Raw genomic sequence first — 12,932 nt, 5'->3', positions numbered from 1 at the left:
GACAATAATTTTTTTCCTACTTTAATCGATAAGAAAAACATAGATCTGGAACAACGTTTGTTCCAGATCTATGTTTTTTTGTTTACATTCTTCTAATTGAGCAGGAACTACCCATGATGAAAGTCACGAGTGTACTCGGCTAATTCATCAAACCAAAAGCATGAATCGTAAAAGAAACCAGATCAACAAAAAAATTGGGTTTATCTGACAAAATCTTCAAGTACTTGCGTATCTCTATTATGAAAAAAGAATGACGAACGTGTTGGTCAAATAGATAGAAAACAGGAAGAGGATTTATGAAAAAACAAAAAATGTTGTATCGTTTAATGAAAATTTTAGGGATAGCAGTAATCATAATCGGAGGGATTGTGTACATGAAACAAAAGCAGCTTAATGAAGAAATGGTCAATATGATTAAGAGTGACCGAGTAGCGCAACTGATCGAATCTGAGTTAAAACGGTTAGATCCCAAAGCATTAGCAGCTGAAGGAATCGTCCATTCGTATGAAATTGATTACGAAAGTATTGAACCTAATCGTTTAGGAGGAATCAACGTTGAATTGATCATTAATCAAGATAAAGAGTTAACATTAGGATTGGTAGTCAATGAGCGCAGGAACCAATTAGTGAATGATGGATTAGTTATCTCAGAAAAACTAGATAGGCTGATTGAGAGAGCGCATCAGTCATGAGGATGACTGATGAAGAGAGAATAAGAATGATAAGCCAAAGCTATATGAATCTCGAAGTGAACAAAAAAATTTCAGTGAATCGTCAAACATATGGTTATGTATCAAAGATAATAGATAACAAAAAAAGTGGAGAAAAAAGTTTTATCATTACCGACGGAAATCCAAAAGTGCAAAAGCCAAAAGAAGTGAAACAGATAACTATCCTTTATCAAGGCTCGATAGGGATCAATAAAATACTGGTAAATCCTGGAGATGTATGGCGAGATTGGGGAGTAAACAATCTTCCTACGGCTGTCCAAGTGATCAATGCAGGAGGAGCAACTGCGATGCCGCAATTAAAGTCTGCCGCCCATACATTACAAGAAACCATGCAAATGTATCCCAATGCCAAAGTTTCAGTATATGGCCATTCTTTAGGTTCAATGAATGGACAATATGCTATTTCAGATTTGCCGACTGCTTTTCATGATCGGCTAGAGGGGGTATATCTCTACCAAGGCCCCAACATTTACAGTATTTTAAATCCCAGACAACAAGCAACAGCAGATAAATTAACGAATGAAGGAAAGATTTTCAATTTTATTGACACAAGAGATTTAGTACCGATCGGGTATTCACTGACAAAAAAACAAGTGGGCACAATAATTGAAGTAACATCTAAAAAAGTGAAGTTGGGCAAACAGCATATGTTGGGCGGTTATTTATTTGATCAAGATGGGAATCTAGTGACACAGTCTAAAGGGATTATCCAATTAGCAAAACATCAGACAAGCAAAGAGTTGGATCGGCTCGCTGAGATTCATCATCAATTTCGTCACAGCGGTAAAGGAATTTCTTCTTCACAAGAGATTTTTTTAGATGCGATGCAAGCGAGAACGATTACCTTGGGATACAAACAAGCGATTCAATCTGAGATAGACACAGTGGTCAAGTGGCTAAACAAGGAGATTGAACAGGCTAATCTTCTTTGGAGCCAAACGAAACGGGATACGAACCGCTGGGGTGAACATTTGAATGATACCGAAAAAATGGCTATTCTGGCAGAAAATCAGGTGACAGAGTACACACTAGTCCGTCAGCCAGTAGCTACCTATGAACAACAACTAACCCTATTGCAAAAGGTCCAATATGAATTAGATACGCTGCTGAAACAGATAGTAACCACCATTGAAGAACAGGTGAGGACAGATAAAACATTGTCCCAATATCTTTCATAAAATGGAGGGGTTATGGAAAAAAGGTGAAGGACAGTCTCAACCTATGGAAAAACAGTTATATTCAGAAAAAAAACAATTAGAAAATCAACTCGACCAACTAAAGAACGAGAAAAGTAAATTTGATCATTACTTAAATCACTTAGCAAACCAGTTCCATGATTTTTCATTTTTTGATGTTTCCCCCCACAGAAAACAGTTCTATCGTTTGTTAAATGATAGCAAAGAAGAGGCGGAAGGGATTTTTCGCAGAGAGAAAAGACTGATCGAATGTCGCATCGAATATCCCTTAATAGATAAGTATTCTGCATTAGAGAAAGGATCTAACAACTAATAAAAACGAAACGGGAGAAAAACATGTTTGAAGAATTACAAAAAACATTGGAAAAACAACTCATTCGGCTTATTGTTGCAACACCAAGTCATGCCACATCGCAAAATAGAAAAAACTTGACCAAACAAACACTTCAACAGAAGAAACAAACGTTGAAACAGCTGACTACAAGTTATGCAAGTCATTTAAGTCACGTTTCTAAAGGAACATGGGTCAAGACAGCTATCCAAGTGATCGAAAGAACGGCGAATCAATTCGAAGGGCTTACTTAAGGAAGTAAAAAAGTTGAGCATGAAGTTGTGCTAAACTTTTTTACTACGATTAAATGATCGATTCAATGATGAACCCCAATAACAAGAGAAGACGTTCTAAATCAAGGGAGTGATGGATCTTCTCTTGTTTGCCAGTGATTGAATGGTTTTTTGAGTATACCTAAGAATAGAAACTAAAAAATCATAAATAAGCATCGATTTCTTCTTTAATGATCCGTAATCCTTTCTTTAAAATCTCTAAATGATTGGATGATAAGGCGATTCGGATAAAAGGATCAGCTTGTTGTTGACTAGTGAAGCGATTCGAGTGATAGATTCTTATCCCTTTGTTCAAAAAATGTTGTTCTACATCTAAGGGAGAAATATCGGCTCGGATCGGAATATTTCGATAATAAGGATAAGGATTCGAAGGACGAGGTAAATCAAAATACGCATCAAAGCAGTCATTTGCTTCGGCTGTTCGCTTTAATTTTGTTGTTAAGATTTTCTGGACTGTTTCTGGTGAGTGCAAGATTTGAGTGATGATTTCTGCATCTAGACCAGATGTTTTGACGTTTATATTAAAGATTGCTCGTTCAATTCGTTCTCTTAAACGTTCTGGGAATACAAGATAGGCTACACGAAGACCTGAACAAATGAATTTGGTCATTCCTGACAAGTAAATGGTTTGGTCAGGTAGCAGCTGTTGAAACGGTGGCAAAACTTGTTGTTGAAAATGGGTCGTTAAAAAAGAATGAATATCGTCTTCAATAACTAATAACTTTTCTTTGGAAATAATAGCTTTCAATTCATTACGCCGTTGGAGAGACAGTTGAAAACCGATGGGGTTATTACAAGAAGGCATCAGATAAATCCCTTTTATTTTCTTTTTATGACACTCTTGTAGCAATAATTCAGGTTTCATTCCTTCTTGGTCGAAATCGATCGGAACTACTTCTAAGTGATACAAATGCGCTAACTCAATAAAATTGGAATAGGTATATCGATCAATAGCGATTCGATCTCCAGGAGAAAAAAAGGCGGCAAGTGTCACAGCAAGACCATTTTGAACACCAGAAACGATTGCGGTATGATGAATCGTTGTTTGAACCCCTTGAGTCTGTAACCACTCGACTGCCGTCTTTAATTGAAAATTGGTTCCCATAGGGTCACGATAATTCAATAAACCCACGATATTGGGGTTGAGACTGACTGAATGGATAAAAGGCAGGACAAGATGGTTGCAGTCTTCAAAAGAACTAACTAATCCAAAATCAATCACATGCTCAGCTACTTGATTAGTTGAAATCGTGATTGAAGTAAAAGCATTAGGGGAAACGAACGTACCACTTCCAATATTGGTGTACAAGAGACCTTTCTCAATACCATATTTATAGGCTTGACCGACAGTTGTAAAATTGATATCTAAATAGTCGGCTAATTCTCTCTGAGAAGGAAGTTGGGTATTTTTTTGTAACTTACTTGTAAGAATATCTTCTTCTAGCTGTTGGATCAGAGATTTATAGATGGGGCGTGTTAATTTTGTTTTATCAGGTCGCCAAGTGATCGGATAATCTTCATAAGAATTTATGGGCATTTTATTCACCTCTAAAATTGTATTCCATACAATTATACTATTGAATGTATATAATTCAATGATAATATATGGATGTGAAGGGGAGATTTTTATGAGAAAAATCGATTTTGAAGAAGCAGTATCACGATTAGATTTTCAAGAGGCAATTGAAGTAATGCGTCAGTGTTTTAGCGATTATGGCGAAGGAAAAATTAGTCAAAATACACGTATGGTAGAGATTTTGCCAGATGGTAAAAACAAAAATGTTTTTGCGATGATGCCTGCTTATCTTGGTAAAGATCGTTATTTTGGTGCAAAAATCATTACTGCATTTCCTGATAATCATTTACAAGGACTATCTTCACATTTGGGGGAAATTCTATTATTTGATTCTAAAAACGGTGTACCTGTAGCGCTAATCAACGCGAATGCAGTCACTTGGATTCGTACCGCTGCAGTTTCCGCTTTAGCCACTGATATATTGGCGAAAAAAGAAGCGGCATCATTAGCTTTAATCGGGGCTGGACAACAAGCAAGCTCGCATTTGAATGCGATCTGTGCTATACGTTCAATCAATAAAGTATCTGTCTATGACTTGAGTAAAGAAAGAAGTCAACAATTTATTGAGGAAATGCAAACAGCATACCCGGAAATTGAATTTTCAAGTGGAGAAACACTCGCAGAAACAGTGGAACAAGCTGAGATCATTTGTACGCTAACACCTAGTAAAGAGGCGTTTTTGAAAAAAGAATGGCTTACTCCTGGTACGCATATCAATGCTATTGGTACGTTTACACCAGATACACGTGAAATCACTAGTGAGTTGATGAAAAGCAGTGCCATCTATGTCGATGATTATGAAGCTGCAATGAAAGAAAGTGGAGATCTACTGATTCCGATTGCTGAAGGAGAATTATCAGAATCAGCGATCTCAGGCTCGTTAAGTGAATTGGTTTCAGGAAAAAGATTATTAAAAGACCAACAAGAAACAATCACGATTTTTGATGCCGTTGGCTTAGCGATTGAAGATCTATGTTGTGCAGAATATATTTATCAAAAAGTTAAGGAGTCTGAATAAAATGAAGTTAAGTTATTATGTTGTTGATGCATTCACACAAGAAGTGTTTAAAGGGAATCCAGCAGCAGTCTACGTTTTAGAGAAGTGGTTACCAGATACGGTGATGCAAAAAATTGCTATTGAGAATAACTTATCTGAAACAGCATTTACTGTCAAAAAGGAGGAACACTATGAGTTACGTTGGTTTACTCCGGATCGTGAAATCGACTTATGTGGACATGCTACTTTAGCAACAGCGTTTGTTTTGTTCAATTATTATGGGGTAGAGGAAGAAATAATCAAATTTACTAGTCAAAGTGGAGAACTTCTTGTGACAAAACAACAAGAAACTTACTATATGGATTTTCCAAGTATCATGCCTAAAAAAGTAGCGATTTTACCTGAATACGAAAAAGCAATCGGTGCAAAAATCAAAGCTGCTTATTTAGCGCGAGATTTATTTTTTGAACTGACAGATGAAGAAACCGTAAAACAGTTGCAACCAAACTTTTCAGCTATTAAAAATTTGGATTTGGGCGTTGGCGTGATCGTAACCGCACGTGGTCAGAAGGAAGATTTTGTTTCTCGTACATTTTTCCCGAAATTAACGATCAATGAAGATCCCGTTTGCGGTTCTGCTCATTCCAATCTTATTCCTTATTGGGTAAATAAATTAAGTAAGAAAAAAATGATTGCCCATCAGCTTTCACCAAGAGGTGGCTACCTTGATTGTGAGTTGCGAGGGGAACGGATCGTGATCGGTGGAGAAGCAGTACTATTCGCTCAAGGAGAAGCTTATATTCCGGAAAAATAGTCATCGCAAACGAAACAGGAGTTCACTCTGACAATCATGACCTTTTTCTCCTAGGTTATTTTCTATAGGATAGAAGTAAGCCTTTATAGGTTAGTTCTGACTAGATAGGAGCTGTTTTGTCCCCCTACAAAATAGCTCCTATTCAACCTTAGACAGAATCTTTCCTAAAAAAATCTCTCTACTATCTCTCTACTATTTCTCTAATTCTCTGCTAGAGTTCAAACAGATTATTTGCCTGTATCATTTTTGAGAGGTACGATAATAATGCAAACGCTATCATAAAATTTATGGTTCTTAATTCGAGAGAAAGAAGGCTTTATTATGGAAAAAGTTTATCAAGCTGGTACACATGAAGGGATGATTGATTTCATCAATATGGAAGATCTGGAATTAGCAGCTACTCAAGTAATCCCTAGTGGTGGATATGGCTATATCAGTAGTGGTGCAGGGGATTTGTTTACTTATCGAGAAAATCAAAAAGCCTTTAATCATCGATTGGTTATCCCTCATGTTTTGAAAGATGTGGAATTACCTGATACAACGACCTATTTTTCTGATGAAACATTAGCCGCACCAATCATTATGGCACCAATAGCAGCGCATGGATTAGCCCATGAACAAGCTGAAAAAGCTTCGGCTAAAGGAGTATCAGAATTTGGAACGATCTATACAGCTAGTTCTTACGCTTCTTGTACCTTGGAAGAAATTAGAGCAGCTGGTGGTCCTGAAGCTCCTCAGTGGTTTCAGTTTTATATGAGTAAGGACGATGAAATCAACTTGGATATCTTGGAAATGGCAAAAAGAAACGGAGCAAAGGCGGTTGTTTTAACAGCTGATGCAACAGTTGGCGGAAATCGTGAAACAGATCGGCGAAATGGTTTTACTTTTCCGTTGCCCATGCCAATCGTTCAAGCTTACCAATCGGGAGTCGGTCAAACGATGGATGCAGTCTATAAATCGTCTAAACAAAAATTAAGTCCAAAAGATATCGAATTTATTACGACCCATTCAGAGTTGCCAGTTTATGTCAAAGGGGTACAATCAGAAGATGATGTGTATCGTTCTCTTGATGCTGGTGCACAAGGGATTTGGGTCTCCAATCATGGTGGTAGACAGTTAGATGGGGGTCCAGCTTCTTTTGATTCATTACGCTATGTAGCTGAAGCTGTGGATAAACGTGTACCGATCGTATTTGATAGCGGTGTTAGACGAGGGCAACATGTCTTTAAAGCGATTGCTTCAGGAGCTGATTTAGTTGCCATCGGTAGACCAGCCATTTATGGACTTTCTTTAGGTGGAAGTACAGGAATCAAACAAGTATTTGATTTTTTCAAAACAGAACTTGAAATGGTCATGCAATTAGCTGGAACTCAAACTGTTGAAGACATCAAAAACGCAAAATTGAGAGAAAATCGTTTCATGTGTTAAGACAAAAAAACGGTTTATCAATAGGGATTAAGTAGCAAAATAGCTTGAACAGATAGTGACTTTGGATAGCACTTTTGAATGGTTGCGTTTGATTCAGAAAAGAACATACCAACAAGCAATACGAACCAAATTTATAGCGATAATCAAACGGTGAGGCAAACTTATTTGGCCTTACCGTTTTTTTGTGAGCAGATTATTCCTCTAAAAATTTATCAAGTGATAAACTTGTATTATTGTTTGATAAACTTTTAAAGGAGGAGTTAGATGTTTTTAGCATTAAATGAAATCATACATTCAAAATTACGCTATGCGTTGGTTGCTGGGGTGATGTTTTTAATTGCATATTTGGTCTTTTTTTTAACCGGTTTAGCGTATGGACTGGCACAAGATAACCGAACGGCTGTCGATAAGTGGGAGGCAGACTATATTGTACTGTCAAAAGATGCCAATACGAACCTAGGGATGTCAATGATCACGAAAAAGACAGCGCAAGAAGTAAAAGGGGATAAGGTGGCTTACTTGGCACAAACACCAGGGGTCGTAACCAGTAAAGACAACGATGAGGCAGGAAAAATCAATGTGAGTTTTTTTGGTATTGATCCAGATCAATTTATCATGCCTAATATTGTTGAAGGTAAGGCCTTTGTTGGGAATGATGAAGCAGTGGGTGATATTAGCTTAAAAGAAGAGTATGGTCTAGGAATTGGCGATACAGTTAAACTTTCTGGTAGTGACAAAACCTTTCGATTAACTGGATTTACCGAAAATGCGAAGTTCAATGTATCGCCGGTTTTATATACAACACTTGATGCTTACCAAGAAATTCGTTTTGAAAAAACAGATACAAGTGAGAATGCTCGAATCAACGCGGTGGTTGTTAGAGGGCAGATAGATGATTTACCAAATGCTCTTGAAAAAATCAGCATTTCTAAATTTATCAATGAATTACCTGGCTATAGTGCGCAAGTACTCACTTTTGGTTTTATGATCGGCTTTTTGATCGTGATTGCAGCGATTGTAATCGGAATTTTCATTTATGTGTTGACCATGCAAAAAATCAATATTTTTGGTGTTTTGAAGGCGCAAGGAATGACAGGAGGGTTTATTGCTCGCTCAGTAGTGGCACAAACCTTCTTACTCTCATTCTTTGGGATCGGTCTTGGCTTGTTGGGAACAGTGGGGACCTCGTTCCTTTTACCAGATACCGTACCTTTTCAAAGTAATTGGTTATTTTTCGGAGTTATCAGTGTTTTGATGTTAGTGGTCGCCATTTTAGGTGCGCTGTTTTCGGTACGAGCAATTGTAAAAATCGATCCGTTGAAGGCAATTGGTTAGGAGATGAAAAAAATGAAAGCAATCGAATTTAAAGATGTCGAAAAGAATTTCAAAGATGGTGATCAAATCGTCCACGCACTGAAAAAAACCAATGTTAGTGTAGATAAAGGCGAATTTGTTGCGATCATCGGTCCTTCTGGTTCAGGAAAAAGTACTTTCTTGACCATTGCAGGTGGCTTACAAACGCCTAGTAAAGGGTCTGTTTTGATCAATGGGCAAGAATTTAGTGCTCAACCTGAGAATCAGCGGGTAAAATTACGTTTTAAGGAAATCGGATTTATTTTACAAGCGTCTAATTTGGTTCCATTTTTATCGGTCAAAAAGCAATTGATATTAGTGGATAAAGTCAAACATGAGAATCGTCAGAAAGAAGCGAATGAACTATTTGAACAGTTAGGTGTTGCCGAATTGGTCAACAAATATCCAGAAGAATTATCAGGAGGAGAACGGCAAAGAGTCGCCATTGCTAGAGCGCTTTACAACGATCCGTCCATTATTTTAGCAGATGAACCAACAGCCAGTTTAGATTCAGAAAAAGCAAGAGAAGTCGTAGATATTTTGGCAAAAGAATCGAAAGAAAAAAATAAAGCCATCATTATGGTCACCCATGATACACGCCTGATTGACAAATGTGATAAAGTGTTTATGATGGAAGACGGTGTTTTTCAAGAAAAAACAGAATAAGCATAAAAAGAAGGTGTGTATGTGGTTCATCGCTATAACAAAGACACGCAAAAAAAGATTTTACATGAAGCTAATCATTTGTTTATGTCAAAAGGCTATCTCGGCACGTCTACTCGTGAAATTGCTAAGAACGCCGGGATTACCCAACCCAATCTTTATCATTACTTTAGTGACAAAGAAAAACTTTACCAGGCAGTTCTGGAACAACATTTGAAAACAGTAGGGGACGATTTGAGGAAGATCGCCGCAACGGGTGCCGATGATTTTCAACAAACGTTGACTAAGATGGCTGAATATCTTATTGAAACCCATCTCATTGATTTGTTTATGATGCTGCATGATTTGAAGCTCAATCTTTCAGCTGAAACAAGAAATCATTTGTTTTGTTTATGGAAAAAGAATTATCGGGAACCTTTTGAAAAGATTTTTGCCAATCATCAACAACTATTACGAAAAAACGTCACACAGGAACTGGCAGCGAAACATTTTTTCCTTTTGCTAGCCCCTTATATTACTGAATCTGGTCATTCAGAGGAACAGCCTTTTGATGTGGCGACTTTGATCGATCTATACTTAAATGGGGTTATTGTTTAGCTTGTGACAATAACGGTTGTGTAAGCTCCGTTCGATTGGATGGATCTGATGCTTTTGAGACACCATTTGTCTCCAAAACATCAGATCTATTTCAAAGAACGAACACTTGCACACCGTTTTTTTGTGTTGATGTTGCCGATGGGATTCATTCGTTAGTTGAAGCGGCTTTTCTATTAGGGGATTTCAATAAATTTTTTTTTTTGAAAAAAAAGGAACGTTTCTCCCTATTTTCCACTTTATACTTAAGCTCAATGAATAAACGAGAAGGGAAAGAGAAATGAAAAGAACTTTGTTCTATTTAGATAGGGATAGTTATGTTTGCTATTTATTAGAGAAAATCAAAGAGATAGATGAAAAACGAAGTATCGAACACCATTTATTAGTGGAAGGTGCAAATCGAAAGTCTATAGAGACAGTCAGTCAAATCAAGAAGATGGATTTCTTACCAATAGTTAAGGATAAAACCCAGCAAGAGATAGTTAACGAAGCCACTCAATACTGTCAATCGCTGCTAAATGTTTTTAATAGTGCGATAGGAAAAAAAGCTATTACAAATTATCTTGTGCTACATGACCTGAGTCCAGAATTGACTAAAGAAATTGTTGAAGGACTACTTTTTAAGGGAACTGTGAACAAACATGGATTTTTTAAAAAGATAGAAAAGAAAAAACAATTACATAAAAAGTTCAATGAAACATTGGTCAAATATGGCACAAATGAAGGGATAAAAGCAATTGAAAATCAACTCATTTTAAATGAACTTCCTCGATCTGAATACAACAAAATAAGTGCAACAATTGGAGAATTTTTGTTTCCTACATGGGAGAATTCCAGATCCTCTAAACAAATTACTTTGACGGCCAAAAGATGTAATGTTTTTTTAGAGGATTTCGGTGAGACAGAAGGATTATTAGCTGTTCAATATTATTTATTGTTGCAAAATACAACAGCAGACAGAGCGAAGGATATACTTAATGAAGTTCAATTACCCAAGACAATCAATCAAAAAGAGTATAAAGACCTTCTCGTTACAACGCTCTATTATAATAATATGGGGGCAACAGAAGTAGAAAATCGGCTAGTTCTACAAGGAGTAGATCGTAAATTTTTCAATCGGATAGGAGAAATTTTAAACATCAATTTATTGCCTTCCTTGAAAGATGAACCTTTATCAAAGGAGGAGAAAATAACTAAAGCAGTCAAATATTGCCAAAGTTTTTTAAATTACTGGTATCCAAACAAAGTAAATGGAGTTAAATCAGTCAATAATTACCTTATGTTGGAAGATTTCCCTCCTGCAATCAATATCGAAGTCATAGAGCGAATAAAAGATTCTATGAATGATGAGGATCGAAAAAATTTCCATTTTTGTTTAACTAGATATAGAAAATATAGCCAATTTGTTCGAGAATTAGGATCAGAAATGGGCAGAAAAAAATTCGAGAATTATTTTATTTTAACTTATCCTAGTTTACAACAGCTTCATCAAATGAATGAATACATCGATCAATCAATATTCCCAATGATAGATATGACTAAAAGAGGGGCAATTAGCTCATTAGTTGATCGGTGCAATTCTTTTTTAGAAGACTTAGGGTCAAAAAAAGGCTTTGTAGCGATTCAAAAATACTTATTGTTACAAAATATAGCGCCCAAGTATGTTGATAAAATTTTTAGAGATCTAAGGTTTCCTAAAACTATCAATAAATTTTATTTACAGAAACAATTCGAGGAAGTGTACAAGTGCCAATCGATGTTGATAGGATCTGAGGGAACTGTTGGAAAGAAAAAATGTGAGGAATATCTTGTTTTACGAGGAATGAATCGAACGCAGATCGATCAATTGAGTAAGATACTAAATGTCACCTTGCTTCCTTCTTTGAAGATGAAGTCGTCTCAAAAACTCATTGACGAAGTAGTCCAACGTTGTGAACATTTTGAGCCATTGGCAACACGGAATTATCTCGTGCTTCAAGAGCTGCCTCCAGATATTCTTGAGGAAATTTTTACAAAAATCCCTTCAAAAGTAAATGTTGTTCTTGATAATAGTTATTTGACTATCAAAGAAGAAGTAAGACTTGTTAAGGAGTGCCAAGCATCTTTTAATAAATTAGGGCTCATTGAGTGGAAAAAATCAAGTGAAAATGCCCTTGCCTTAAGGGGAGCGAATCAAGAATTAGTTACGTTGATCAATAACCATGTAAATGAAGAGTTATTCCCCAAAGCTGGACGTTTATCTGGACAGTTGAATCGTTGTCACTCTTTTTTAAAGGATTTAGGTAATGAAAAAGGAATGAAGGCTATTGTTCATTTTCTATTATTTACAGAGAGACCACTAAAGGAAACACTCCATGTGATTGATGGGTTTGATTTTCCTTTGCCCGTTTCTTCAGAGGAATTAAAGGTGAGCGCCATTGAGAAGTATTGTGATCATATCGTACAAAAAAAGGATGATTGGCTCTGGCAAAGGAAAGAAATAGAAAATACATTGATTTCCATAGGTGCAAGTAGAAGAATCAGTAATCGATTAAGTGATCGTTATGAGATTCCATTATTTCAACCGATTTTTGATGGTAAACTCTCAGCAGATGAGATCAACAAAGGGAAAAGGGACATAAGGAAACGTTGTGATGAGTTAATCAAAGAGAACCGATCCAAGGGGGGACATATACATGCGCTGGTCAATTACTTTTTCTTACAAAAAATGCCAGTCAAAATTGCAAAAGAAACCATCAAAAAGCTAAAGTTAGAGACCATCACTAAAGACGAGGTAAAAAGAGTCGTGTTAGCTAATTATTATACTTATCTTGGAGAAAAAAAACCACTAGCTGAACATTTAAAATCGGCTAAACGATACTTGCGTACATTAAATTGTTTTAGAGAGCAGGAATCGCAGATTAAATATGATCGGCAATTTCGTTGAAAAATTTTTCAGTTAAATGTTAATGATGAA

Annotated in this window: 12 protein-coding genes; 11 read left to right on the top strand and 1 reads right to left on the bottom strand. The window is 36.5% G+C overall.

Annotated features, from left to right (window positions below; all coding sequences use genetic code 11):
• The first annotated feature begins 296 nt into the window (after window positions 1-296).
• Genes AB5M32_RS05175 through AB5M32_RS05160 form a run of 4 tightly spaced genes read left to right on the top strand, consistent with a single transcriptional unit; the run spans window position 297 to window position 2,512 of the window.
• The gene (locus AB5M32_RS05175; protein ID WP_178285759.1) at window positions 297-692 is read left to right on the top strand and encodes a DUF1310 family protein; all 396 of its coding nucleotides are present in this window, start codon (window positions 297-299) and stop codon (window positions 690-692) included.
• A gap of 26 nt (window positions 693-718) precedes the next feature.
• Window positions 719-1,909 (top strand): hypothetical protein, encoded by a 1,191-nt coding sequence (locus AB5M32_RS05170; protein ID WP_256736307.1) that lies wholly within the window; start codon window positions 719-721, stop codon window positions 1,907-1,909.
• 43 nt (window positions 1,910-1,952) lie between these two features.
• The gene (locus tag AB5M32_RS05165; RefSeq protein WP_178285761.1) at window positions 1,953-2,240 is read left to right on the top strand and encodes a hypothetical protein; all 288 of its coding nucleotides are present in this window, start codon (window positions 1,953-1,955) and stop codon (window positions 2,238-2,240) included.
• A 23-nt stretch (window positions 2,241-2,263) separates the two neighbouring features.
• Complete coding sequence (locus tag AB5M32_RS05160; protein ID WP_178285764.1) at window positions 2,264-2,512, top strand: hypothetical protein; 249 nt, start codon at window positions 2,264-2,266, stop codon at window positions 2,510-2,512.
• Between the two features lie 181 nt (window positions 2,513-2,693).
• On the opposite strand, the gene AB5M32_RS05155 is transcribed toward AB5M32_RS05160, so the two are convergent.
• Window positions 2,694-4,088, bottom strand: a complete 1,395-nt coding sequence (locus tag AB5M32_RS05155; protein ID WP_010738030.1) for a PLP-dependent aminotransferase family protein — start codon at window positions 4,086-4,088, stop codon at window positions 2,694-2,696.
• Window positions 4,089-4,179: 91 nt separating this feature from the next.
• On the opposite strand from AB5M32_RS05155, the gene AB5M32_RS05150 reads away from it, so the two are divergent.
• From AB5M32_RS05150 to AB5M32_RS05120, 7 genes are all read left to right on the top strand, one after another.
• Window positions 4,180-5,145 carry an ornithine cyclodeaminase family protein gene (locus tag AB5M32_RS05150; RefSeq protein WP_081128124.1) on the top strand — a complete coding sequence of 322 codons (966 nt, stop codon included), beginning with the start codon at window positions 4,180-4,182 and terminating at the stop codon, window positions 5,143-5,145.
• Between the two features lies 1 nt (window position 5,146).
• Complete coding sequence (locus tag AB5M32_RS05145; RefSeq protein ID WP_178285766.1) at window positions 5,147-5,938, top strand: PhzF family phenazine biosynthesis protein; 792 nt, start codon at window positions 5,147-5,149, stop codon at window positions 5,936-5,938.
• Window positions 5,939-6,259: 321 nt separating this feature from the next.
• The gene (locus AB5M32_RS05140) at window positions 6,260-7,366 is read left to right on the top strand and encodes an alpha-hydroxy-acid oxidizing protein (protein ID WP_368024356.1); all 1,107 of its coding nucleotides are present in this window, start codon (window positions 6,260-6,262) and stop codon (window positions 7,364-7,366) included.
• 264 nt (window positions 7,367-7,630) lie between these two features.
• A complete protein-coding gene (locus tag AB5M32_RS05135; protein WP_178285770.1) occupies window positions 7,631-8,701 on the top strand; it encodes an ABC transporter permease in 1,071 nt (356 codons plus the stop codon).
• Between the two features lie 12 nt (window positions 8,702-8,713).
• The gene (locus AB5M32_RS05130; protein WP_010718656.1) at window positions 8,714-9,385 is read left to right on the top strand and encodes an ABC transporter ATP-binding protein; all 672 of its coding nucleotides are present in this window, start codon (window positions 8,714-8,716) and stop codon (window positions 9,383-9,385) included.
• A 21-nt stretch (window positions 9,386-9,406) separates the two neighbouring features.
• Window positions 9,407-9,979 carry a TetR/AcrR family transcriptional regulator gene (locus tag AB5M32_RS05125; RefSeq protein WP_010738025.1) on the top strand — a complete coding sequence of 191 codons (573 nt, stop codon included), beginning with the start codon at window positions 9,407-9,409 and terminating at the stop codon, window positions 9,977-9,979.
• 277 nt (window positions 9,980-10,256) lie between these two features.
• Window positions 10,257-12,902 (top strand): hypothetical protein, encoded by a 2,646-nt coding sequence (locus tag AB5M32_RS05120; protein WP_178285772.1) that lies wholly within the window; start codon window positions 10,257-10,259, stop codon window positions 12,900-12,902.
• Window positions 12,903-12,932 lie beyond the last annotated feature (30 nt).

It is taken from the genome of Enterococcus sp. C57 (assembly GCF_040887305.1).
Lineage (GTDB): Bacteria > Bacillota > Bacilli > Lactobacillales > Enterococcaceae > Enterococcus_B > Enterococcus_B hirae.
Note: the sequence above shows the minus strand (reverse complement) of the source record. Positions and strands in the feature narration are given on the sequence as shown.